The sequence below is a fragment of the Holophagales bacterium genome, assembly GCA_016719485.1.
In the GTDB taxonomy this organism is placed as follows: Bacteria; Acidobacteriota; Thermoanaerobaculia; order UBA5066; family UBA5066; genus UBA5066.
Genome location: JADJZB010000023.1, coordinates 23628 through 48015, shown reverse-complemented (window position 1 = coordinate 48015; position 24388 = coordinate 23628). Strand labels below are relative to the sequence as shown.

The 24388-nt window shown below is 70.8% G+C and carries 20 protein-coding genes; 13 read left to right on the top strand and 7 right to left on the bottom strand.

Annotated features, from left to right (window positions below; genetic code table 11):
- Window positions 1-20: 20 nt before the first annotated feature.
- Window positions 21-1721: a PIG-L family deacetylase gene (locus IPN03_15885; GenBank protein ID MBK9375152.1), complete on the top strand. Its 1701-nt coding sequence runs from the start codon at window positions 21-23 to the stop codon at window positions 1719-1721.
- 284 nt (window positions 1722-2005) lie between these two features.
- Here IPN03_15885 and IPN03_15880 read toward each other — a convergent pair whose 3' ends face one another.
- Entirely contained in the window at window positions 2006-2281 is a 276-nt protein-coding gene (locus tag IPN03_15880) for a hypothetical protein (protein ID MBK9375151.1), read from the bottom strand.
- Window positions 2282-2429: 148 nt separating this feature from the next.
- Here IPN03_15880 and IPN03_15875 point away from each other — a divergent pair, with 148 nt between their 5' ends.
- The gene (locus IPN03_15875; protein ID MBK9375150.1) at window positions 2430-3467 is read left to right on the top strand and encodes a PEGA domain-containing protein; all 1038 of its coding nucleotides are present in this window, start codon (window positions 2430-2432) and stop codon (window positions 3465-3467) included.
- 73 nt (window positions 3468-3540) lie between these two features.
- Here the strand turns inward: IPN03_15875 and IPN03_15870 are convergent, their stop codons facing one another.
- On the bottom strand, window positions 3541-4500 hold the full coding sequence (locus tag IPN03_15870; GenBank protein ID MBK9375149.1) for a hypothetical protein: 960 nt from the start codon (window positions 4498-4500) through the stop codon (window positions 3541-3543).
- Entirely contained in the window at window positions 4497-5150 is a 654-nt protein-coding gene (locus IPN03_15865) for a dTMP kinase (GenBank protein ID MBK9375148.1), read from the bottom strand. The genes IPN03_15870 and IPN03_15865 overlap by 4 nt, the downstream gene beginning before the upstream one ends.
- 89 nt (window positions 5151-5239) lie before the next feature.
- Here IPN03_15865 and IPN03_15860 point away from each other — a divergent pair, with 89 nt between their 5' ends.
- The 9 genes from IPN03_15860 (at window position 5240) to IPN03_15820 (ending at window position 17882) form a co-directional block, all read left to right on the top strand.
- Window positions 5240-7810 (top strand): SpoIIE family protein phosphatase, encoded by a 2571-nt coding sequence (locus IPN03_15860; protein MBK9375147.1) that lies wholly within the window; start codon window positions 5240-5242, stop codon window positions 7808-7810.
- Window positions 7811-7847: 37 nt separating this feature from the next.
- Window positions 7848-9275 (top strand): tetratricopeptide repeat protein, encoded by a 1428-nt coding sequence (locus tag IPN03_15855; protein MBK9375146.1) that lies wholly within the window; start codon window positions 7848-7850, stop codon window positions 9273-9275.
- A 1-nt stretch (window position 9276) separates the two neighbouring features.
- Window positions 9277-10764 (top strand): sigma 54-interacting transcriptional regulator, encoded by a 1488-nt coding sequence (locus tag IPN03_15850; protein ID MBK9375145.1) that lies wholly within the window; start codon window positions 9277-9279, stop codon window positions 10762-10764.
- Between the two features lie 228 nt (window positions 10765-10992).
- The gene (locus IPN03_15845) at window positions 10993-11217 is read left to right on the top strand and encodes a hypothetical protein (protein ID MBK9375144.1); all 225 of its coding nucleotides are present in this window, start codon (window positions 10993-10995) and stop codon (window positions 11215-11217) included.
- Between the two features lie 277 nt (window positions 11218-11494).
- The gene (locus IPN03_15840) at window positions 11495-11686 is read left to right on the top strand and encodes an ATP-binding protein (GenBank protein ID MBK9375143.1); all 192 of its coding nucleotides are present in this window, start codon (window positions 11495-11497) and stop codon (window positions 11684-11686) included.
- Window positions 11687-11695: 9 nt separating this feature from the next.
- Window positions 11696-12058 carry an STAS domain-containing protein gene (locus tag IPN03_15835; protein MBK9375142.1) on the top strand — a complete coding sequence of 121 codons (363 nt, stop codon included), beginning with the start codon at window positions 11696-11698 and terminating at the stop codon, window positions 12056-12058.
- A gap of 9 nt (window positions 12059-12067) precedes the next feature.
- Complete coding sequence (locus tag IPN03_15830; GenBank protein MBK9375141.1) at window positions 12068-13756, top strand: SpoIIE family protein phosphatase; 1689 nt, start codon at window positions 12068-12070, stop codon at window positions 13754-13756.
- A gap of 258 nt (window positions 13757-14014) precedes the next feature.
- Window positions 14015-14644, top strand: coding sequence for a protein-L-isoaspartate(D-aspartate) O-methyltransferase (locus IPN03_15825; protein MBK9375140.1), 630 nt, complete (start codon window positions 14015-14017; stop codon window positions 14642-14644).
- Between the two features lie 46 nt (window positions 14645-14690).
- The gene (locus tag IPN03_15820) at window positions 14691-17882 is read left to right on the top strand and encodes a hypothetical protein (GenBank protein ID MBK9375139.1); all 3192 of its coding nucleotides are present in this window, start codon (window positions 14691-14693) and stop codon (window positions 17880-17882) included.
- 4 nt (window positions 17883-17886) lie between these two features.
- On the opposite strand, the gene IPN03_15815 is transcribed toward IPN03_15820, so the two are convergent.
- Entirely contained in the window at window positions 17887-19509 is a 1623-nt protein-coding gene (locus tag IPN03_15815; GenBank protein ID MBK9375138.1) for a sigma 54-interacting transcriptional regulator, read from the bottom strand.
- Between the two features lie 205 nt (window positions 19510-19714).
- Between IPN03_15815 and IPN03_15810 the strand changes: the two genes are divergently transcribed.
- Complete coding sequence (locus tag IPN03_15810) at window positions 19715-20416, top strand: pirin family protein (GenBank protein ID MBK9375137.1); 702 nt, start codon at window positions 19715-19717, stop codon at window positions 20414-20416.
- A gap of 48 nt (window positions 20417-20464) precedes the next feature.
- Window positions 20465-21004 carry a GNAT family N-acetyltransferase gene (locus IPN03_15805; protein MBK9375136.1) on the top strand — a complete coding sequence of 180 codons (540 nt, stop codon included), beginning with the start codon at window positions 20465-20467 and terminating at the stop codon, window positions 21002-21004.
- Window positions 21005-21026: 22 nt separating this feature from the next.
- Here the strand turns inward: IPN03_15805 and aguB are convergent, their stop codons facing one another.
- The 3 genes from aguB to pepQ form a co-directional block, all read right to left on the bottom strand.
- Window positions 21027-21890 carry an N-carbamoylputrescine amidase gene (gene aguB / locus IPN03_15800; protein ID MBK9375135.1) on the bottom strand — a complete coding sequence of 288 codons (864 nt, stop codon included), beginning with the start codon at window positions 21888-21890 and terminating at the stop codon, window positions 21027-21029.
- Window positions 21887-22954, bottom strand: coding sequence for an agmatine deiminase family protein (locus tag IPN03_15795; GenBank protein ID MBK9375134.1), 1068 nt, complete (start codon window positions 22952-22954; stop codon window positions 21887-21889). The genes aguB and IPN03_15795 overlap by 4 nt, the downstream gene beginning before the upstream one ends.
- Window positions 22955-23015: 61 nt before the next feature.
- The gene (pepQ, locus tag IPN03_15790; GenBank protein MBK9375133.1) at window positions 23016-24344 is read right to left on the bottom strand and encodes a Xaa-Pro dipeptidase; all 1329 of its coding nucleotides are present in this window, start codon (window positions 24342-24344) and stop codon (window positions 23016-23018) included.
- Window positions 24345-24388: the final 44 nt, after the last annotated feature.

Here is a 24388-nt window from a genome sequence, read left to right as displayed (position 1 = left end):
CGGGCATCATAGCGGTCCCGATGTCGTCCCCTCCCGTCTACGAGGAGTGCCTTCTCGTCCCCTACGGCGCCGCCGAGGTTCGGCGCGAGACGCTCCTCGTCCTGGCGCCCCATCCTGACGACGAGGTCTTCGGGTGCGGCGGGCTCTCGGCTCTCGTGGCATCCGCCGGGGGGCGCGTCGTTCCCGTTCTCCTGACCGACGGTGGTGGGGGAGACTTCTCGGGAAGCTCGGACGCCGCCGCGTACGTCGCCACCCGCCTGGCGGAATCGACGCGCGCCGCCGAGATCCTCGGCACCGAGCCGCCGCGGGCCCTCGGGTTCCAGGACCGCTCGCTCGCGGCGCGGGGCGAGGACCTCGTCGCGGCTCTCCTGGCGCTCTTCTCGGAGGTCAGGCCGGACTCCGTCCTCGTGCCGTCACCCGCCGAGACGCACCCGGACCACCGTGCCGCCGCGCGCGCGGCGCACACGGCGTTCCTGCGTGCCTGGCCCGACGCGCCGGCGAGACTCGTCTTCTACGAGGTGAGCGCACCGCTCGCCCCGAACCGGCTCGTCGCCGTCGACGCGGTCGCGGCGCGAAAGTCCGCCGCGGTGGCCGCGTTCGCGAGCCAGCTGAACGAGAGGCCCTTCGACGCGCTCGTCGCAGGGATCAGCTCCTACCGGGCGATGACCCTCCCGGCAGGGGCGACGAAGGCCGAGGCCTTCCTCGAGCTGTCGTGCGCGGAGGCCGTCGCCCTCCCGTGGCCCGCCCTCTGCCGCCGCGCCGGGCCCGAGCGGCCCGACGCCTTCGTTCCCGCCATTCGGGTTTCCGTCGTCATCCCGACGTTCGACCGTCTCGCGGAGCTGAAGCGGACCCTCGCCGCCCTCGAGTTGCAGCGCGCGCGCCTGCCGTTCGGCGTCGAGGTCGTCGTCGTCGACGACGGGTCGCGGGACGGAACGAACGCGTTCCTCAGGGAATGGGCCACGCGAACGCCCGGAGCGAAGGCGCTCTCACAGGAGAACTCGGGACCGGCGCGTGCGCGCAATCGGGGGGCCGCGGCCGCGGAGGGCGAGATCGTCCTCTTCCTCGGGGACGACACCGTTCCGGAGCCTGGTTTTCTCTCGGCGCACGAGAAGGCCCACCGTCTCGGCGGATCCGGTCCCCTCGCGGTCCTCGGCTACACGACCTGGGACGAGGAACGGATGCGCGTCACGCCGTTCCTCACGCACCTCAACGAGAACGGTACGCAGTTCGGCTACGCGATCATTCCGGACCCGGACGACGTCCCGTTCAACTTCTTCTACACGTCGAACGTGTCGCTTCCCCGCGGGACGTTCCTGGTGCTCGGGGGCTTCGACGAGGAGTTCCCGCACGCGGCGTGGGAGGACGTCGAGTTCGCCTATCGCGCCACACGGGCAGACCCCGCCCTCCGGATGGTCTACCGGCCGACCGCGCGGACACGCCACAACCACCCGACGGATATGGCTTCCTTCCGTCGCCGGCAGAAAAAGGCCGGCGAGGCGGCAGCGACGTTCGCCAGGAAGCACCCGGAGCTGGCCGGCTGGCTTGGCATGGAGGAGGCAAAGGCCCGGGCCGGAAGCCGCCCGCTTCGGCTGGCCCTTCAGGAGCTCGCCGTCCGGCTGCTGGACCCGTTCGGTATCCCGCTGCCCGGCGGGGTCTACGATCGCGTACTCCGCTGGGACTACCTGCGAGGCATCCGATCCGCCGTGAGCGCCAGCGACTGACCCGTCCCACCCCGAGGACGGCCGAACGGCGGCAGGAAAATTGCTGGATGGCAGGGTGAGTTGGCCCCCGAGTCCCTCCCAAGGGACGATACGGGGCGAGCGGAGGCTGCCATGACTGCAACGCCCGACATCCCCATCCCGGTTGGCCGAACCACACGTCAGAGGGTTTTCGTCTCGTCGGCGGCGTTTTTCGCCTCGGTCCTTCTGGTCCTGTCGTTCCCGATCGACGCGGGCGGGCCGAGGGGGGGCGGGGGCGCCTCATCGCGGGGCGGCTCGGGATCTTCTTATTCGGGCGGCGGCAGAAGCTCGTCGGGAGGCAGCCGGTCGAGCTCGGCCGCGCCACGGAGCTCGTCGGGCGGAAGCCGGTCGTACTCGGCTCCGTCGCGCGGTTCCTCGGGCGGAAGCCGGTCGTACTCGGCCCCGTCGCGCGGCTCGTCGGGCGGAAGCCGGTCGTACTCGGCCCCGTCGCGCGGCTCGTCGGGCGGAAGCCGGTCGTACTCGGCCCCGTCGCGCAGCTCGTCGGGCGGCGGCCGGACGTATTCGACCGCTCCGCGCTCCACGTCGACCGGCGCGCGAAACAGGACCGCATTGTCGAACCCTGGTTCTTATCCGTCCCGAAGCGTCTACGGCGATCGTTCCTCCTCCTCGCCGGGTGCCCTGTCCGGTTCCGGATCCCGCACCGTTTCCGCCACGGGAACGCGAGGTGCCATGGGGGGCCCTCCCACCGGCGGCAATCCCGGAGGCGGTGGCCACCCCGGCGCCGGTCCCGGTGAAGGCGGCTCCGGCGGCGGGCATCCGGGCGGCGGGCACCATGGCGGCGGGCACCGGGGCTGGTATTGCCCGCCCACCTACTACGCCGGATCGTCGTGGCTGTGGGGCGGTCCGTGGGACTGGTGGTGGGGCTGGGGAACCGGCTGGGGCCCCGGCTGGGGCTGGGGCGGAGGCTGGGGCTGGGGCGGCGGGGTCTACGTCATCAACGAGAGCACGCCCGCCGGAAACCAGTACGCGCGCATCGACACCGACGTCAGCCCCGAGGCGGCCGAGGTCTACCTGGACGGAACCCTCATCGGACAGGCCGACGACTTCGACGGCTTTCCCGACTACCTCTATCTCGAAACCGGAAAGTACCGCCTCGAGTTCCGTCACCCTTCCTACGAGACAGTCGTGAAGGAGATCGACGTCCAGGCCGGACAGGCGATCGCGGTGAACGACGAGATGAAGCTCCTTCCCGGCGTGAAGAAGCTGCAGGTCGTCGACCCGGAGGACAAGGGGACCCCGCTCGGCCGCGTCTTCGGCAAGCCCGAAGCGAACGTCGACGGGAACGGCGCGAGCCGCACCGGGCGGTTCGAGGTGCAGGGCGGACCCGATACCGGGATCGACGGGGTGCCCGTCGAGATCGATCTGGACGATCCGGACGAGGACGCCCGTCCGCCCCTGACCCCCATGCCGCCCGCGCCGCCGGCGGACGCCGAGACGTGGCGCGCCCCCGGGGCGACGGGAGGAGACGTCGCTCCGTCCTCGCAGGGACGTCTCCGATTCGAGATCGAGCCGGACGATGCGGCGGTCTACGTCGACGACCGCTACGTCGGCACCGCCGAGGAGCTGTCCGGGCTGAGCCGAGGGCTCCGCGTGAACCCCGGCAAGCACGTGGTGACGGTGGTGCGACCGGGCTACGGAACGAAGACGGTGGACGTCGAGTCGAAGCCCGGGGCGGCCGTCGACGTCGTCGTCGAGCTGGAAAAGTAACCTCCCGCCAGAACTGGCGCCGGGCGGGTCGCGTCTCTCTCCACGCGACCCGCCCCTTTTTCGTCCTGCGGTTTCAGAGGGCGAGGAGCGAGAGGGCGTAGGACTCCGCTGCGAGGCGGGGATTCCGGCGCGAATCGGGCAGGTCGGCGGCTTCGAGGAGAGCCCGGCTCGCGGCCTCGAGGAGAACGCCGGTGCCGGCTTCCGAGAGCCGCACGAGGTCCCGGTACCGCTCGGCGTGGAGGACCGTCCGTCCGGCGGGGTCCGTTCCCGCCGCCACCGCGTCCCGGAGGATCCGCGCGAGGAGGCCGAAGCGATCGGCGGTGGAGGCCGCGTCATCGGCGGCGAGCCGCCCGGCCAGGACCAGCGCCCAGCCGGTCGAGCCCGACAGGAGTAGGCCCGAGACCGCCTCCAGGAGCGCATCCCGGCTGGCGCGTTCGCCGGCGAGATCGAGATCGACGGCCTCCTCTTCGCCGGTGGGGCGGAAGGCGGCCCGGGCGGCCGCCTCCTCGCTGGAGAGCCCTCGCGCGACGAGGGCGGCCACGAGCGTGTCGTGCGAAGGGGATGGGAGTCGCCGAAGGACGAGGCGGGAGAGGATCGTCGGCGGGAGGAGACGGGGGCGTGCCGCGGTGAGGACGAACCGGGCGCGGGACGGGGGTTCCTCGAGGACTTTCAGGAGTGCGCTGAAGGCCGCCGCCTCCGTCCTGTCGACGTCGAGGAGGACGAGGACCCGCCGGTCGGCTTCGTAGGGGAGCCGGAAGGCGTCCGAGGCGAGGGCCCTCACGAGCGCCGTGGGGATCGTGGTCTCCTTGGAGGTCGACGACTCGTCGAAGGCCGGGGTGTTCGCGCGCCGGCTCGCCTCGGGGGCTGCGACGAGCAGGTCGGGGTGCTCGCGCCGCGCGACCCGGCGGCAATCATTGCAGGCCCCGGTCCGGTCGCCGCTGCGACAGAGCAGCCCGGCCGCGACGTCGAGCGCTTCGGCCTCGAGACGCCGGGACCCGCGGCCGGTCAGGAGCAGGACGGGAACGTCGGTCATCGGGAAAGCAGGAACGCGTCGAAGTCGGCGGCCAGGAGCGCGGCCAGCTCTTCCGGCTTTTTCGTCCCATCGAAGACGCGGAAACGCGCCGGCTCGCGGGAGGCCCGATCGAGATACGCCTTCCGGACCCGACGGTGGAACGCGAGCGCCTCGCGCTCGATGCGGTCCTTCCCGCTTCGAGAGGCCGTCACCCGGGCCAGGCCCGTCTCGGGGGGGCAGTCGAAAAGGTAAGTGCGGTCGGGCTCGCGCCCGCAGAAGCGCTCGTGAAGGAGGTCGACGAGCTCCTCGCCGATCCGGCGCCCCGCTCCCTGGTAGGCGCGGGACGCGTCCGTGTACCGGTCGCAGAGAACGACCATTCCGGCGGAAAGCGCGGGCTCGATCGTCTCCGTCAGGTGCTGCCTCCGGTCGGCGAACATCAGGAGGAGCTCGGTGCGCGGGTCGAGCTCCCCGGCGTGGAGGAGGAGGCGCCGGAGCCGCACGCCCGTCGGTGTGCCGCCGGGCTGACGGGTCACGAGGAGGGGGACGCCGCGGCGGCGCAGCCGCCTCGCGAGGTGCCTGAGCTGGGTCGTCTTGCCGGAGCCCTCGATCCCCTCGAAGGTGACGAAGGGGCCTTTGAGCCTGCGGATCTTCACGAGGCGCGATTCTCGCATGCAGGGCGGCGGGCCGGCCGAACCGGCCGGCCGGGCCTCCGTATACTCTTGCAGCTTCCGCCACCGCCGCAGAACGAGAGAAACAGGACGTGACCTCCGCACCGCCCGTAGCCCGCCGGAGGGCCATCGTCCTTTTCGGCGTTCTCGGTGCGCTCATCGCGCTCATGTCGGTGGCCGACATGTTCCTGCCGAAGGCGTGGGACGGGGTCGTGCCCGATCCTTATGCCGCCGGAGGCATCCACGTGCGCGCCGTCGTTCCCGGGGGGCCTGCCGCGGTGGCCGGGATCCGGCCCGGCGACGTCGTCCTCGGCATCGGGCGGCGGATGCTGAACACGCCCGCCGAGGCGGCCTCGGAGCTCGGGCGGCACGCAGCGACCGACGCCGTCTCCTACCTCGTCAAACGGGGAGAGCAGGTCCTGGAGCTGCAGGTGGTCCTCTCGCCCTACCGGCTCGGCTCGGCGGCGTACGTCTACTACGCGCTTCTCGGCGGCCTGTTCTTCGGGCTCGGTCTTTTCGTCTACTCCCGGAGCGCGGGGGACGCCGCGGCGGAGGTCTTCTTCCTCCTCTGCGTCCTCTTCATGCTCTTTTTCGTCTGCCGGCTGCGGCCTTCGAGCTACTACTGGATCGACTACTTCGTCCAGGTGGCCGGCACGCTCGCGCTCTTCCTCCTCGGGGCGGTCTTCCTCCACTTCTTTCTCCTCTTCCCGCACAGGAAGGTCTTCCGCTTCGCGGACCCGCGTCCCGGCGAGGAAGCCCCCGCGCCGCCGCTCGTCTTCATCCAGCGCTTCCTCAACGGGTCTCCCGCTCTCTTCGTCCTTCTCTACACGCTCCCGCCGGCTTTCTACGCGCTGCAGATGGCGGCCCTGCAGCGGACCGGGGACCGCTCCGGGCTCGTTTACGGGGCCCCCCGGGCGAACTGGATCCTCCTCGCCGACTACCTCGTCCTGGGTCTCCTCGCGCTCGCGCACTCCTGGTGGACGGCACGCGAGAAGACGACGCGCCGTCCGATCCTGGTCCTGCTGCTCGGCGTGCTCGGCGGCATCGTCCCGTTCGTCCTCTTCGCGGTCTACTTCCCGTCGCTCTTCCGCGACGAGCGGTACCTGGCGTGGGGCGTCGTCCCGATGGCGCTCGTACCGCTCACGTTCGCCTACGCGATCGTGCGGTTCCGGCTCTTCGACGTGCAGCTCATCGTCGGCAAGTCGATCGTCTACGCGATCCTGACGGCCATCGTCACCGGCCTCTACGCGCTGGCCGTCGTCACCGGGAACGCCCTCGTCTCCTCGCAGGCGCTCTTCTCGTCGCCGCTGTTCGCCTTCGCGTTCGGCCTCGCGGTCGTCCTCCTCTTCGACCCGCTCCGGAGGCGGATGCAGGCGATCGTCGACCGGGTCTTCTTCCGCGACAGGGCCGACTTCCAGACCGCGTTCCTGGACATGAGCCGGCAGGTCGTCGCCCAGCTCGACCGCGGCAAGATGCAGCAGCTCCTGACGGAGCGAACCGCGGACCTCCTCCGCCTGACCCGCCTCGACCTCCTGACGCCGCGGCCCGAGGACGGCGCGCTGTCCGACCCGCGCCGGGGCGACGAGGCCCTCCCGGTAGGGGCGGCGCTCGGCCGGATGCTCGCCGAGCGGGACTCTCCGATCGTCCTTCGGGACCTCGAGCCGGCGAGCCTCGACCCGGTGTCGAGGAGCTTTCTGAAGACGCAGCTCGGCAGGGGCGTGCGGCTCCTCGTGCCGGTCGCCACCCGTGGCCGGCTTCTGGGGGTCCTCGCGGCAGGGGCGAAGAAGTCGGAGGAGGAGTTCCACCGGGAGGACCTCGACCACCTCGCGACGATCGCCAACCAGGGCGCCCTCGGCCTCGAGGTGGCGGCGCTCCACGAGCAGCTGACGCGCCGGGCGGAGGTCGAGCGCGACCTCGAGATCGCCCGCGACATCCAGATGAGCCTCTTTCCCCGCGAGCTGCCGAAGATCGCGGGAATCGAGCTCTACGGCGTCAGCATCCCGGCGAAGGTGGTCGGCGGCGACTTCTACGACTTCCTGCCGGTCGACGGCGGGTTCGACGGGCGCGTCGCCCTCGTCGTCGGCGACGTCTCGGGCAAGTCGATCCCGGCGTCGCTCCTGATGGTCGCCGCCAAGGAGATCGTCTACGCCCGGGCCATGCAGGACCCCGAGCCGTCGACGGTCTTCCGCGAGTCGAACCGGCGGATCTACGAGATCAAGCGGAGGATGTTCGTCTCGCTCGGTTACTTCCTCTTCGACCCGGTGCAGCTGACGCTCCACTATTCCGTCGGCGGGCAGCCGTCGCCCCTGGTCGTCCGCGGCGGGGAGGTGACCGAGCTGCCTCACCCCGTCAGCCGCCTGCCTCTCGGCGCGCTCAAGGACACGACCTACGACGCGAAGACGTTCTGGCTCAGGAGGGGCGACCTCCTCCTCTTCTACACCGACGGCCTGAACGAGGCGATGTCGGTCGAAAGCGCCTTTTTCGGGGACGAAAGGCTCAAGGCCTCGCTCGTGCGCCATTCCGCCGCGCCCCTCTCCGAGATGGCCGAGGAGATCCTCGAGGACATCCGGCAGTTCACGTTCGGAGCAGAGCAGTCGGACGACGCGACGTTCGTCCTGATGCGGGTCACGGGGGCGAAACCCGCCGTGACCGGAGTCGTATAGTTTTCTGGGCCCCTTAGGCCCGGGAAGGCGCTTGTCCGTGACGAAGCCACGCCTGAAGAAGACCGTCCTGACCGCCGTCGCCCTCGTGGTGGTGGGTGCAGGTGCCGCCGCGACCGTTCTCGCCCGGAGCGGACGCGACGTGACGACGACCTCGGCGGAGGCCTACGAGTTCTACCGGAAAGGGCTCGAGGACGAGCGGCGCATGTACCACAAGGACGCCCTCGCCTCTTACGCGAAGGCGCTCGAGCTCGACCCCCACTTCTCGATGGCCACGCTCCGCCTCGCCGGCAATCTCGCCGGCCGGGACTGGGAGCGGGCCCGGTCGCTCGTCCAGACCGTGTCCCGCAACCCCGGCAATCTCAACGAGAGGGAGAGGCTCTTTCTCGCCGTCTTCGAGGCCGAGCTCGTCGGAAAGGACCCGAAGAAGGCGGGAGAGCTGATCCGCGAGTACGTCCGTCGCTTCCCGGACGATCCGGAAGGCTACTTCCGTCTGGCGGGCGTCCTCGTGCGCGAAGGAAAGACCGAGGAGGCTCTCGCGACCTACGAGCGTCTCCTCTCCCTGGATCCGAACCAGGCGACGGCCTACAACGCGCTGGGCTATCACTTCATCGGCCGCCGCGACTTCGTGAAGGGGGAGGACTACCTCAAGAGGTATCGGTTCCTCGCCCCCGACCAGGCGAATCCTTACGACTCCCTCGGCGAGCTCTACGCCAACACGGGCCGCTACGCAGAGGCCGAGGAGCACCTGAAGCGGGCGCTCGAGATCCGGCCCGACTTCATTCCGGCCGTCGGGCACCTCGGCACCCTGGAGGTCGGCAGGGGGAACCCGGAAGCCGCCGTCAGCCACTTCCGACGGGCGGCGGAGATGTCGGAGGGGTGGAAGGACCGGCAGATGTTCGTCGGCGCCGCGGCGACGGCCCTCCTCGACGCGGGGCGTCCCGACGACGCGCTCGCGCTGCTCGACGACGTCGCGGCCACGCCGCCGGCCCTGTCGCCGAAGGAGGATTTCTTCTTCCGGTATCACGTCGTCCGTTCGCGGGCGGTCGTCCTGGCCCTCGCAGGCAGGGTCGCGGAGGCCGAAAGCGAGATCGCGCGCCTCCCGGCCGCGCCGGAGGACCTGGACGCGAAGGAGAAGGAGGCCCTCGAGAAGGGGCTCCTCGGGCCACGGGCTGCCCTCGCCGGCGCAAGAGGCGACATCGAGGAGGCTGTTCGATCGCTCCGGGCCGTCTTGACCGAGGAGAAGGGGAGCAAAGCCGGGGATTTCGCGTTCTACCCGAACGCGTTTCGGCTCCGCGTCCGCCTTGCCGACGCGCTCGTCAATCTCGGCCGGGCCGACGAGGCCCGGGAAGAGCTGCGGCCCGTCCTCGCCGTGAACCCCCGTTTCGCGCCGGCGCTCGCCGTCGTCGCCCGGATCGAGGGTGCCGAGGGTCGGGCCGGCGATGCCAAGGGGTCGGCCGGGCGCTGACATGGCGGTCCGGGACGCCCGTGCGAGCGAGTCGTTCGATCTTCGGAAGAAGGTCCTTCGTCTCGAGACCCTCTACGACGTCTCGAGGGCGCTCAACGTCCTGCGCGAGGAGCAGTCGCTCGTCGACGAGATCGTGGCGCGGACCGTCTCGCTGCTGGACGCCGAGCGGGGCTTCGGAGTCGTCTTCGAGGATCACGGCAGCCCCGCGGTCGTCGCCACCGTCGGCTACCCGTCCTTCCCGGGCGCCCTCGCCGCCGCGTCCGATCCGTTCGTCCTCGACCTCTGCCGCGCGCGAGGCCCGCTGTCGCGGACGGACGAGACCGTCCTCGGAACCGTGGCCGGAACGGTCGCAGGGGCGGCGCTCGTCGTACGGGACCGGGTCCTCGGCGTCGTCGTCGCGCTCGACCGGGAAGCCCGGGGAGGACCGGGCACCGCTTTCGACGAAGGAGACCGGCGCTTCCTCGAGTCGGTTGCGGCACTGGCGGCGCCGGCTCTCGACGCGCTCCGCCAGCTTCGCGCTCTCGAGGCCGACGTGGACCGCCTGCGCGAGGAGAACCGGGCGCTGAAGGGCTCTCTCGGCATCGACGATCTGCTCGTGGGAGAGTCGGCGGGGATGCGGCGCGTCAAGGAGCTCGTCCTCAGGGCCGCTGCCTCGCGGGTCGGCGTCCTGGTGCGGGGCGAGAGCGGAACCGGAAAGGAGCTCGTCGCGCGGCTCCTCCACTCCGCGTCCCCTCGCCGCGATGCCCCGTTCCTGGCCCTCAACTGCGCCGCCGTTCCCGAGACGCTTCTCGAGGCGGAGCTCTTCGGCATCGAAAGGGGCGTGGCGACGGGTGTCGAGGCACGGCTCGGGAAGTTCGAGCTGGCGAGCGGCGGGACGATCTTCCTCGACGAGATCGCCGATGCACCCCTGGCCATCCAGGCCAAGCTCCTGCGGGTTCTCCAGGAACGCGAGATCGAACGGATTGGCGGACGGCGGCGGATCCCCGTCGACGTCCGGGTCGTGGCCGCGACGAACATCGATCTCGAGAAGGCGATTCGCGAGCGGCGATTCCGGGAAGACCTCTACTACCGGATCCGCGTCGTCGAGATCCCGCTTCCGCCCCTGCGGGATCGCCGCGAGGACGTGCCCCGCCTCATAGGACACTTCCTGTCCCGGATCGCTGCGCGCGAGGGACGGCGCGCGAAGGCGCTGACCCGCGAAGCGGTGGCCCGGCTCCTCGACTACCCCTTCCCCGGAAACGTCCGAGAGCTGGAGAACCTCCTCGAGGGGTCGGCGGCTCTCGTCCCGGGCGACACGATCGAAGCGGAAGATCTCCAGCTCGGAGCCTCCCGGACCCCCGAGGGGCCGAACGGCTCACTCGACCTCGCCACACTCGAGATCCAGCACATCCGGCGGGTCCTGGATTCGGTCAGCGGCAACAAGAGCGAGGCGGCCCGCATTCTCGGGATCAACCGCCGCACGCTCTACCGAAAAAACGTGACAATGTGACGCAATGGGTCTATTTGCCTCTTAAGTCGCAAACTGTTACGACAGAGAGTTTTGAATGGACATCTCGTCCCGAGCTCGTCGTGGCGTGGCAAATTGACTCAACTCCGATGACGACAGCCTCGCAATTCCTTCTTCTCAAGTTATTGATTCCAAGTGTTTTATCCGTTCCGCCGGAACCTCTGGCCGATATGGCGCAGGTGTTGCGTCATTCCGCCGCGGGAGGAGCCGATGGAACGCAGCGTGGATCGGTTCGATCGTCGGGTGGCGATCTCGCGTGCGGAGCGTCCGCAGGGAGCCGCCGGGTGGTCGGAGACGACCGGTGACGAGGAGCGCCTGCCCGTTGGCCTGCTCGTCCTCCTCGCCGGAGAGATCGGGGTTTTCGCGGCGCTGGCTGCGTCGGGTAACATGCCCTCGATCGTTTCCGTGCTTTACCGAGCGCTCCTGACGCTCTGACGAGTTACCTCCTTGTCGATGTCGACGGCCGAGCCCAGAGAAATCCACCTCACCATCCCGGTGGCGCCGGAGATGGAGATTGCCGCCACGGCCCAGGTTGCGGCCCTCGGCGAGTGGATGGAGCTCGGGCGCGACAAGATCGACGAGGTCAAGATGGCCGTCGTCGAGGCCTGTATCAACGCTTTCGAGCACAGCGGGACCCTCGATCACAAGGTGGAGCTGAAATTCCGGGTCGCGACGGAGGCCGACGCGGGCGGCGGGCGGTGGAAGGACGTTCCTGGAGGTCGACGTCCTGGACAACGGCCACGGGTTCGACCCTTCGCGGGTGTCGGCCCCCCAGATCGGCGAGAAGCTCCGCGCCCCCCACAAGCGGGGGTGGGGCCTCCGGATCATCCGGAGCCTCATGGACGACGTCAGAATCGTGAGCGGCGAGCGCGGGACGATGATCGTGATGCGGAAGTACCGCTGAAGGGCGACGATGAGCGAGACGCTGAAGGTGACCCTGGAGAAGCCCGATGGGGCGGTCGCAATCCTGCGGACGGACGGTTACATCAACAACACCGGCGGAGAAGAGATCGCCCGCCAGGCCTACACCCTCCTCGGGGAAGGAACGGTGAGGCTCCTGCTCGACCTCGAGAAGACGAAGATCGTCAACTCGATCGGCATCTCGATCCTGATCGAGGTGCTGGAGAAGGTCCTCGATCAGGGTGGGCGCCTCGCCTTCTGCCACCTCACGCCGACGATCGAGAAGACGTTCCAGATCATGGGCCTGGCGCAGTACGCGCGGATCTTCCCCTCGCCCGAGCCGGCACTGGCGTGGCTGCGCGGTGAGGCGGAGTAGCGCCCCGCGATGGGAGCCGACGTCCCGGGGGCCCACGCGCTCCTCGCGACGATCGAACCGGCCTCGGTCGGCCCGGCGCTTCTCGAGCCGGTTCTCGACGCCCTCCTGAAGGGCGCCGGCGGGAGCCGGGGCCTCGCTCTCGACGCCGCCTCCCGCTTCCACCACGCCTCGCGCGGCGTTCGGGCCGATCCTGCGGACCTGGCAGAACTCGCCGCGGGTCTCGCCCGTGGCAGCGCGCACGTGGCCAGCTACGACGCGGCTCTCCTCGCGAGAATGTTCGGGGAGAACCCTCCCGAGGGGGAGCCCCCCTTCGACCCGCGCGTCGTTCCCCTGACGGCGGGAGACGACACGCTCGCGTGGATCGCCCTGGAACGCTCCCCCGCCGACCCGGTCGGTTTCGCCTCGGTCGCGGCGCACGCTGCCTCGCTCCTGGCCTGGGTGAGGATGTCGGAGAAAGTCCGGGAGGCCGACTTCGAGCTGAAATACCGGGTCTGGGAGCTGGAGAGCCTCTACGACGTCGGACTCTCGATCGCCGGCACCCTCGACCTCGAATCGCTCGCCGACGAGATCCTGATGAAGTCCGTATCGCTCCTGAACGCGCGGAGCGGGACGCTCGTGGTGCGGCCCGGGGCGTCTCCCGACGGCGAGCCGCAGGTCTTCATCCGGAGCATCGGCACGCCACTCGTCGACGACGGCACCGTCCCGGATCCGGTCGGGAGCGTCCTCGTCTGCAACCGGAGGGAGGATCGCCCCCCCGCGCTCGCGGCGGCTCCCGCCGAGAAGCTCCTCGCCGTGCCGATCTCGTCGGACGGCCGCCCTCTCGGCCTCCTCGTCGTCGCCGACAAGGAGAACCGCGCCGGGGGCATCGACGACTTCGGTCCGGCGGACGTCCGGATCCTCTCGCTCTTCGGCAATCAGGCGGCCATCGCGCTCGAGAACGCCCGCCTTCACCGCGACGCGGTGGAGAAGGAGAAGATGGAGCGCGAGATCGAGATCGCCGCGTCGATCCAGCGGGCGATCCTCCCGACGACGCTCCCGGCCGTGAACGGGATTCTCATCGCCGCCGGGAACCGCCCGACGAAGCAGGTCGGAGGAGACTTCTTCGACGTCTATCCGCTTCTCGACGGGCGCGTCGCCTTCTGCGTGGCCGACGTCTCGGGGAAGGGGATTCCGGCCGCGCTCCTCGTCTCGACCGTCCACGCCTGTATCCACCTTCTCGTGGAGGCCGGCGCGTCGGACCTGACGGGGCTCGTCGCCCGCATCAACCACCACCTGGCCCGCTTCTCCGCGACGCGGAAGTTCGTGACCCTCTTCGTGGCCGTTTTCGATCCGGCCGACCGCAGCCTGACCTACGTGAACGCCGGGCACAACCCGGGCATCTGGATCTCGGACGCGGGCGTCACGCTCCTGCCGAGCGGCGGTGTCCCGATCGGGATGTTCGAGACCGCCAAGCAGATCGAGACCCGCGTCGTCCTCGCGCCGGGCGACCTCGTCGTCCTCTATTCCGACGGCATCACGGAAGCCGGCGACGCCAAGGACGAGGAGTTCGGGATGGAGCGGTTGACGGACCTGCTCGAGGCGGGACGGGCGCTGCCGCCGAACGTCCTGAAGGACCGGATCTTCGCCGCCGTGGAGTCGTTCACGCGCGGCGTCGCGCAGTACGACGACCAGACCGTCCTCGTGGCCCGTCCAACGTGATGCCGCTGAAGCTCGAAATGCCCGTCGACTGCCATCGCGGCGGGCAGGCCGAGGAGGCGATAGGATGCCCTTCCCCGTTTTGAGACGCCTGCGGCGGCACGCCGCTCGCTAGAATGCCCGGTCGTGACAGGTACGCTCAGGCACGGGACCGGGAGAAAGGGGCTGGTGCTCCTGGTGGCACTTCTCGGAGGGCTCATCGGAACGGGGTGCCCCGGCCCGAAGGACGATCCCGACCCGACGGCCCGAGCGAGGGCAGGGATGGTGGAGCGTCAGATCGCGGCCCGCGGCGTCAAGGACGAACGCGTTCTGCAGGTGATGCGAGAGGTTCCACGCCACCTCTTCGTCCCGCCCGACCAGGCCGCTCAGGCGTATGCCGACCACCCGCTTCCGATCGGGAGCGGGCAGACGATTTCCCAGCCCTACGTCGTGGCGTTCATGACCGAGCAGCTCGCTCTCGAGGGCACGGAGCGGGTCCTGGAGATCGGCACGGGCTCGGGCTATCAGACCGCCGTCCTGTCGCGCCTCGCCGGGAAGGTCTTCTCCATCGAGATCCGGCCCGAGCTGACGGCCGAGGCGACGGAGCGCCTGAATGCGGTCGGCGCAGCGAACGTCGAGATCCGCACGGCCGACGGCTTCTACGGATGGCCCGAGGAGGCGCCGTTCGACGGCATTCTCGTCACCGCAGCGCCGGAGACGGTCCCTGAGCCGCTCCTGGCACAGCTGGCGCCGGGAGGCCGGATGGTCATCCCGGTCGGCGGCTTCTACCAGGAGCTGAAGGTCATCGAACGGACTCCTGACGGGTTCCGCGAGCGCAGCGTCCTTCCCGTCCGCTTCGTCCCCTTCGTCGGGGAGGCCGAGCGCCACCGCGGCGACCCGGCGCCCAGGTGAGCGCGGGCACGCCGCAGGACGGCGTCGCGCGGTAAGCTCGTCCCGGATGCGCGCCCTCGTCGCGGCAGCTGTCGCCATCGTCGCCGGGATGGCGGTTCACGTGTCCGCGGACGTCGATCCGCGCGTCCTCGCCCGTCCGTCCGTCAGGCCCTACACCGAGCGGGACGGCCTTCCCCAGGGAACGATCCACGCGATCGCCTTCGATGCGCAGGGCTTCCTGTGGGTGGGCACCCAGGACGGCGCTGCCCGGTTCAACGGGCGGGCATGGACGCGGGTCGACATGCCGGACCGTACGGTCTCGAACTTCGTCCGGGCCGTTCTCCCCGCGCGCGACGGAAGCCTCTGGTTCGGGCGGGAAGAGGGCGGCGTCGTGCGGATGCGGGAGGGTGAGGCCACGGTGTTCGACCGGGCCGAAGGCCTTCCGGCGAGCCGGGTGAATCACCTCCTCGAAGCGGCCGACGGCGGGATCTGGGCCGCGACGCACGGAGGGGGCGTCGCCCGGTTCACCGGGGCGGGCTTCGAACCGGTGGACGAAGGGCTCCCCGACCTGCGCGTCTGGCAGCTCCTCGAGGGGAAGGGCTCCGGAGGGGATCGCCGGCTCCTGGCCGCGTGCGAAGGGGGTGTCGCCGAGCTGGTCGACGGGGACCGCTGGACGAGCCTCGACCTCGGAACGTCCCTGGCGGGAGTCAGCGTGAACTCTCTCCTCGAGACGGGCGAGGGAGAGGAGCGGGCTCTCTGGGCCGGGACGTTCGGCGCCGGGCTGTACCGCTTGAAGATGGGGCGCGTGACACGGTTCGGGCCGGAAGGCGGCCTCTCGAGCCGGTTCGTGACGAGCCTTGCCGCCATTCCCGGAGCCGGAGGTTCGCCGGTCGTATGGGCCGGCACCCGCGACGCGGGTGTCTTCCGTTCGCGGGGCGAGGCGTTCGAACCCGTCGTCCTCGGGACGCCGACGAGGGAGATCTACTCGCTCGCCGGCGGTGTCGGCGTCGATGCCGAGACGCTCTGGATCGGGACGCGCGTCTCCGGACTCCTGAGGGTCCAGGAAGCGCCCTGGGCGGCCCTGGACGTCGCGTCCGGCCTTCCCGGAGACCAGGTCTACTGTTTCCTCGAGGAAAGCCGCCCCGGAGGACGCGCAGCGATCTGGATCGGGACGAATTCCGGCGCGGCGGCCCTCGAGGACGGACGTGTAGAGGCGCACGGTCCCGAAACTGGGCTCCCCGCCGCGCAGGTCCGGTCGCTGGCCTCCTATCGAGAAGGGAGTGGCGGCCGGGCCGTCTGGGCCAGCGTCGTCGGTTCCGGGCTCCACCGCTTCGATGGCCGGCGCTGGAGCGCCGTCGACGCCGGCCCGGCCTTCCGTTCCGAAGACGCGTCGGTCCTCCTCGCCGTAGACGGCGGAAAGGAATCGGCAGAGCTCTGGGTCGGGACGGAGAAGTCGGGCCTGGGCCGGCTCTCCAAGGGACGCTGGACCGCTCTCGGCGTCGCCCAGGGGCTCCCGAGCGAATCCGTCCTCTCCCTCCTTTCGACCCGAGGCGAAGCCGGGCGTACGGTGTGGGTCGGCACCCGGGGCGGCGGGCTCGCTCAGATCGTCGGCGATCGTGTCGTAGCGGTCTACGACCGGGGCTCGGGGCTCCCGAACAACAACATCCTCTCCCTCGCCGAAGTGCATCGACCGAACGGCCGGCGTGAGCTCTGGGTCGGCACGCGAGGCGGTGTCGCGCGGAGGACGCTCGACGACCCGCGTGCGTCCTGGTCGATCCTGTCGGTCGAGACCAGCCCCGCGCTGCCGAACGACAACGTCTTTCTCGTCGCCCCGGGCCGCGACGGACGCGTCTACCTCGGCACGAACCGCGGAGTCGCGCGCCTCTCACCGTCCGCCGGCGGTGCGGATCCCATGGAAGCCGTGACGTTCGGGACGAACGAAGGCCTCCCGAGCGCCGCGTGCAACCAGGGCAGCCTCGTCGACGCGGTCGGCCGGGTCTGGGTCGCCACGAACGCGGGGGCCGCCGTCCTCGATCCGGGTCGGACCCAGGGCCGTTCCGAGGGCCCACACCCGCTCGTCGTCGAGCGTGTCGAGGTGGCCGGCGCGGCGCGGCGGGCCGCGGGCGAGCTGCGCCTGTCGCCGAAGGAACGGGACGTGGCGTTCGAGTTCGCCCTGCTCGCGTTCCAGGGGGAGTCCCTCGTCCGCTACCGGAGCCAGCTCGTCGGCTGGGAGGCGGTCGCGTCGGAGTGGGTCCCTTCGTACCGAAGGGAGTTCACGAACCTCCCGCCGGGGCACTACACGTTTCGCGTGTGGGGGCGCGACGCCGACGCGCACGTCAGCGGACCGGTCGACGTGCGATTCGAGGTGACGCAGAGCTGGTGGCGGCAGCCGGCAGCGCTCGTCCTCTGGGCCCTCCTCGCCATCGCCCTCGGCTTCCTCGCGATCCGCGTGCGGGAGACCACGCTGCGCCGCCGGGCGGAAGAGCTGGAGGCGCTCGTCCGCCTGCGGACGGCGGAGCTCTCGGAGGCGCGCGACGCGGCGGAGGCCGCGACGGAGAGCAAGAGCCGCTTCCTCGCCCACATGGCACACGAGGTCAGGACGCCCCTGAACGCGATCCTCGGCTACTCGGACCTCCTGGCGGACGAGCTCAGGGACCGGGGCGCAAGCGACCTGCTCGCCGACCTGGAGAAGATCCGGCGAGCCGCCGGGCACCAGCTCGCTCTCGTCACCGAGGCCCTCGATCTCGGGAAGATCGAGGCGGGGAAGGCCGAGCTGCACCTGACCCAGTTCGACGCGGCGCGCCTCGTCCGCGAGGCGGCGGAGATCGCCTGGCCTCTCGTGAAGAAGGGGCACAACCGCCTGGAGTCGGACGGCGTCGACGCGCTCGGGACCGTCTTCTCCGACGAGGGAAAGATCCGGCAGGTGCTCCTGAACCTCCTGAGCAACGCCGCCCGCTTCACGGAGAGGGGGACGATACGGATCGAGGCGGCCCACGCCGACGACATGCTGACGATTCGCGTGCGCGACACGGGTGTCGGGATGTCCCCGGAGCAGCTCGAGAGGGTCTTCACCCCCTACGCCCAGGCGAGCGCGGGGACCTCGGCGGTCTACGGCGGGACCGGTCTCGGCCTCGTCATCTCCCGCGGCTACTGCGAGCTGCTGCGCGGCTCGCTCGAGGTGGAGAGCGAGCCCGGGAAGGGTTCGACGTTCACCGTCACGCTCCCGGTGCGGCTCGAGCGGCGCGGCGGCGGCCGCTGACGGTTCAGCGACCTTCCTCGCCCCACTCCTTCAGCTTGCGGTAGAGCGTCGCGACGCCGATGCCGAGCCTCTTTGCGGCCTTCTCGCGGTGGCCATTCTCCTCGCCGAGGATCGCGAGGACGTGCGCCCTCTCGACGTCGGCGAGCGTGTCGCCCGAGGCGCCCGAGCCGCGGGCAGGACGGGCGATCTCGTCGGGGAGGTCCTGCGCGTCGACCCGGGCGCCGTCGGCGAGGACGGCCGCGCGCTCGACCGCGTTCGCCAGCTCGCGGACGTTGCCGGGCCAGGGATGGCGCAGGAGGAGGCGCGCCGCCTCCGGGGTGAAGCCGTTCACCTTCGCGCCGGTCCGCCGGGCGGCGTCGACGAGGAGCGCCTTCGCGAGGGGCAGGACGTCCTCCGGCCGCTCCCTGAGCGGCGGGATCGGGATCTCGATGACGCGGAGGCGGAAGTAGAGGTCCTTGCGGAAATGGCCCGTCTCCACGTCCCTGGCGAGGTCGCGGTTCGTCGCGGCGACGACGCGGACGTCGATCTTCCTGTTGCGGTTCTCGCCGACCCTTCGCACCTCGCGCTCCTGGAGCGCGCGCAGGAGCTTGGCCTGGAGGCCCAGCGGCACCTCGCCGATCTCGTCGAGGAGGAGCGTCCCTCCGTTGGCCGCCTCGAAGAGGCCGGGCCGGTCGGAGGCGGCACCGGAGAAAGCGCCGCGCGCGTGGCCGAAGAGCTCGCTTTCGAGAAGGTTCTCCGGGAGGGCGGCGCCGTTGATGGCGACGAAGGGGCCGCCGGAGCGCCCGGAGCGTTCGTGAATCACGCGGGCCAGGACTTCCTTGCCGACGCCGCTCTCGCCCGTGAGGAGGACGGTGGAGTCGACGCGCGCGACGCGGCAGGCGAGGTCGAAAGCGCGGCGCATCCCGGGGCTCTGCGCGATGACACCCGGGTGCTCCTCCTCGATCTGCAGCCGCGTCAGCTCGCTCCGGCGCACCTTCAGCTTCGCCTCGGTCGCCCGGAGGGCCTCGCGGACGCGGGCGAGCTCGCCCTCGAGGCAGCGTTCCGAAAGGCCCGCGAGGGAGCGCCGTGTCGCCTCGTCCCAAGCCTCCTCCGGCTCGCCCGCCATCCGGCAGACCGCGTCCCCCCTTCCGACGCACGTCTCCTCGATGACGCGGATCGAGCGGCCGTGCACGGCGGTGAGGTAGCCGCTCGCGAAGCCGGTCAGCGTCCAGCAGACCGGCTCGTCCGCGAGGCCGAAGTGGAGGAGGTGCTGCTCGGCCTCGTACGACTCCTCCCAGATCGCCTGCGAGAAGTGCCGGGGTAGCGCTCCCGCCTCGCGCGGGACCGGGCGGAACGTGACGAGACCCTTCAGGCGGTGCAGCCGCCCGCCCGCCTTGATCCACTCCTGGGGGCTCTCCCAGTCGAACGCCCCCTTCATCGCCTCGGCGGTCCGGAAGCCGTGAGCCCAGCCGAAGCGGTAGAGGACCCCTCGGGCGACGGAGAGGGAGAGCGTGTCGATCAGCTCCTTGCGGAGAAGGCCGAGAGCGGCCGTGTCGAGCAGGACGGCCCGCTCGCCGGCGAAACGGTAGACGCCCCCCTTCGGGTCGGCGTCGAAGAGGGTGTCGAGTGTCAGATCGTCGGCACGCATGCCCGTATCATCTCAAATCGAGAGGTATTCTCCTCTCGATTCGGTGCACCAGGGTGGGCTCGCCAGCGGATGGAGAATCGCAAAGAGTTGCCCTGGAATGGTTTGAGTATCTGATGTCGCGAGCGCACGTGTGCCCTTTCCTGGTCCGCGGAATGCAGAGGAGGTGTCGAGGGCGGCCGCATCCGGACGCCCCGGGGAGGCCCTGATGATCACGATCCGAAAGAGCGACGAACGCGGGCACTTCGACCATGGCTGGCTCGACACGCGCCATACCTTCTCCTTCGCCGACTACTGGGACCCCGCGCACGTGAACTTCCGGGCGCTGAGGGTCCTGAACGAGGACCGCGTCGTCCCGGCTGCCGGCTTCGGCACTCACGGCCACAGCGACATGGAGATCGTCTCCTACGTCCTTTCAGGCCGGCTGGCGCACAAGGACAGTCTCGGGACGGGCTCCACGATCGTCCCGGGCGACGTCCAGTACATGAGCGCCGGGACGGGCGTGAAGCACAGCGAGTTCAACGACTCGACGTCCGACCCGGTCCACTTCGTCCAGATCTGGATCGTCCCCGACCGCAGGGGGTACGCGCCGCGCTACGCGCAGAAGCCGTTCGCCGACTCGGAGAAGCGGGGGAAGCTGAGGCTCGTCGCGTCGGGCACCGGGGACGACGGGTCGATCACGATCCGGCAGGACGTGAACCTCTACGCGACGATCCTCGGCGATGAGAGCCGGGTTTCCCTCGAGATCGCCCCGGGCCGGCACCTCTGGGTCCAGGCGCTGCGCGGCGAGGCCGAGGTGAACGGGCAGCGGCTCTCGGCCGGCGACGGCCTCGCGGCGTCGGACGAGACCTCGTTCACGCTGCGCGGCGCGGGGGCCGAGGCCGAGCTTCTCGTCTTCGACCTCGCCTGATCCACCTCGCGGACCCGTCTCTCCCGCGCGCGGGAGAGAATCGCGATCGTGCCAATACTGAGGATCGACTCTCCGCGCCTCTCTCTCGTGGCCGCAACGCTGGGCCACATAGAGGCGGAGCTGGCGGGGCCCCTCTCTCTCGCGGCGCTCCTCGGCGCCGACGTCCCCGCCTCGTGGCCTCCGGGTGAGTACGACCGAAACGCCCAGGAGTACTTCCAGGGACGGCTCGCGGCCGCTTCCCCGGCCGACGCCGGCTGGTTCGGCTGGTATGCGATCGCGGCAGGGCCGCCCTTCGCGTCTCCGACACTCGTCGCGGCCGCGGGCTTCCTGGGGCCGCCCGACGCGGACGGCACCGTGGAGATCGGCTATTCCGTCATCCCCGAGGCGACCGGACGCGGCTTCGCGACGGAAGCGGTGCGGGCTCTCGGGCAGTGGGCGATCGGCAACGGCGCGGCGCGCGTCATCGCCCACACCACGCGGGCCAACGAGGCTTCGATCGCCGTCCTGACGCGCTGCGGCTTCGTCGAGGACGGGCCGGGCACCGAGCCCGGGACGATCCGGTTCGTGGCCGGACCGTGGGCTCTCTGACCTGGCCCGCCCCCCCCCTGGTTCAGGAGCGCCCGTCGGCGGTCAGGAGCGCTCCATAGAGCTCGGGCCGCCGGTCGCGGAAGAATCCCCACGACGCCCGCTCCCGCCGGATCAGGGCGAGGTCGAGCGTCACGACGCGGATGCCCGTCTCGTCGCGTCCCATTTCCGCGAGGAAGGCGCCGTCGGTCCCGGCGACGAAGGACGAGCCGTAGAAGAGCTGGCCGTCCTCCTCGCCGATCCGGTTCGCGGCGGCGACGGGGATGACGTTGGACACCGCGTGTCCGACCATCGCGCGCCGCCACCGGTCGCGCGTGTCGAGGGAGGGGTTCGCGGGCTCCGAGCCGATCGCCGTCGGGTAGACGAGGACGTCGGCGCCGCCGAGGGCGAGGGCGCGCGCGCACTCGGGGAACCACTGGTCCCAGCAGACGGCGCCGCCGACGGCGCCGGCCTTCGTCGCGAAGACGCGGAAGCCGGTGTCGCCGGGCCGGAAGTAGAACTTCTCCTCGTAGCCCGGGCCGTCGGGGATGTGGCTCTTGCGATAGGTGCCGAGGAGCGCGCCGTCGGCGTCGATCATCGCCAGGGTGTTGAAGTACGCATTCCCGGCCCGTTCGAAGAACGAGAAGGGGAGGACGACGCCGAGCTCCTTCGCCAGGATCCGGAATCGCTCGAGCGTGACGTTTCCCTCGACGGGGCGGGCCCATTCGAAGAACGCGTCCTTCTCCTCGCGGCAGAAGTAGGGGCCCTCGAGGAGCTCGGGCGTGACGACGAGCCGGGCGCCTTGCCCGGCCGCCTCGCGCACGAGCCCCTCGACCCGGGCCACGTTCTCGTCGCGGCTCCCGCCGAGGGCGCACTGGACGATACCGAGGGTCAGGACGTCGTCCGTCATCCGCGTGTCCCTCCGGCCGGCTGCTGCTGGCTGATGCAGTGGAAGGCCCCTCCGCCGAGGAGGAGCGCGCGCGCCGGGACGTCGAAGACGCGCCGGCCGGGAAAGAGCCGTTCGATTCGTTTGAGCGCCGGGGCGTCGTTCGGGGTTCCGTAGACCGGCACCGTGACGGTGGTGTTCGCGACGTAGAAGTTCACGTAGCTCGCCGCCATCAGCTCGCCCTCGGGATCGGTGACGACCCCGGGAGAGGGAACCGTGAACACTTCGAGCCGGCGGCCTCGCGCGTCCCGCATGGCCGAGAGGTCCCGGACGATCTCCTTCAGAGCGGTCGCATTCGGGTCGCCGCCGCCGGAGGGCTCCATGCAAACCACGACGCCGGGAGCCACGAAGCGGGCGACCGTGTCGACGTGACCGTCGGTGTGGTCGTTGATCAGTCCGTCGCCGAGCCAGAGGACCTTCTCCGCGCCGAGGCCCTCGCCGAGGCGCCGCTCGAGGGCGGCCTGCGGGAGACCCGGGTTGCGGTTCGGGTTCAGGAGGCACTGGCGCGTCGTCAGGAGGGTTCCCTCGCCGTCGGGTTCGACCGAGCCTCCCTCGAGGACGAGCTCGTCACGGAACGTCCGGAGGCCCGCCGCCGCGGCGACGCGCATCGAGACCTCGGCGTCGCCCGGCAGGTCGTACTTGCCGCCCCACCCGTTGAAGGCGAACGAGGCGGCCGCGACCTCACCCGCCGCGGACGTCACGAAGATCGGCGCGATGTCGCGCATCCAGATGTCGCCGAACGGGATCTCGTGGACGCGGGCCCCGAGACCGGCGAGGCGCTCGCGCGCCTCCTCCGCCCGCGCCGCCGTCGGCGCCAGGACCTCGAGCTTCTCGCCCCGGGGCGCTCCGTCCGGCCCGGGGTCGGCGATGGCGCGCGCGAAGGCGACGAAGGCCTCCTGCACGGGCCCGAGCGCCTCTTCCCAGAGCTCTTCGTGGCTCGGCCACGCGAGCCAGCACGCCGCGTGCGGCGCCCATTCGCCGGGCTGCGAGAACCCGGCCTCGCGAGGCGATTCACCGGAGGTCTTCATCGCGGGCACGCTCTCGCTCAGGGGGTCCAGGGGGATCGAGAAACCCCTGGGAACATCATCGTCACGGCAGTTCGGGACGAGTCAGGTTGCGGACACCTGTCGCCCCGACGACGACGTCGTCCTCGACACGGATGCCGCCAAAGGGTGTGAGTCGGTCGACGAGGGCCCAGTCGAAGTCGGCGGCGTTCGGGCCGCTGCGGTGGTCCTCGAGGAGCATCGGAATGAAATAGAGCCCCGGCTCGATCGTGAAGACCATCCCCTCTTCGATCGTCCGCGTCGTCCGGAGAGCCGGGTATTCGGCGGGCGGCGGCGCGAGGGTCCCTTCGCGGTCCGCGAAGCGGCCCGCCACGTCGTGCACCTGGATGCCGAGGAAGTGCCCGAGGCCGTGGGGGAAGAACGGGCGCGTCAGCCCCTTCTCCACGGCGACGTCGCCCGCCACCTTCAGGATGCCCGCGCGGTGGAGGAGGTCGCCGACGAGGAGGTGGGCCCGAACGTGAAGGTCGAGGTACTTCATCCCGGGCCTCGGGGCGGCGGCGAGCTCCTTCTGAAGCGCCTCCATCCCGGTGATGAGATCCCGGAAGAGCGGGTCGCACCCGTCTCCGGAATAGGTCCGTGTGATGTCCGAACCGTAGCCGCGGACGGCCACACCCGCGTCGACGAGCATGACCTTCCCGGGTGCTGCCCAGGTCCCCCGCTTGCCGTGGTAGTGGAGGGTCGCCGAGCGCTCGTCGAAGCCGATGATCGTCGGGTAGGGGAGCTGCAGCTCCATGACGCCGGCGGCGGCGAGGAAGGCGTGGTGCACCTCCATCTCGGTCGCGCCCTCGCGGAAAGCATCCTCGGCCGCCCGGAAGCCGCGCGCGGCGGGAATGGTCGCCTCTGCGAGCGTCTCCACCTCGTAGGCGCTCTTGTACGAGCGCTCCCAGTCGAGGCGCGACACGAGCGTCTTCGGGTTGACCGCCTCCGCGGGAATCCCGCGTGCGGCGGCCTCCTCGACCGCGCCACCGAGGAACGCGGTCTTCACGCCGCCCATCCCGACGGCGGCCCAGACGGCGTCGGGCGTCGCGACGTCGAGGACGTCGAATGCGGCGGCGACGAAATCGGGCGCCGGGTGCGGCGGCTCGTACCAGAAGTCGCGCGGGACGAACCTCACGAGCCGTGGCTTCTTCCCGGGCCGGAACTCCACGACGTGGCCGGGGCCGTCCACCGGCGCCCAGTGCGTGAAGTGGGGCGTCGGGACGAACGGGGCGTCCTGGTCGTCGGCGAAGTAGGTGTGCGGCGTTCCGGAGTGGAGGAGGAGCCGGTCGAACCCGGTCTCGGCGAGGGCGAGCTCCGTGGTCCGGCAGCGCTCGGCGACGTGCGCTCGGTAGAGGTCCGCGAGGGCGCTCTTCATGGGGTGGATGTTAGCGAACCGGGGCGTCGAAGGGCTTTCTGCCG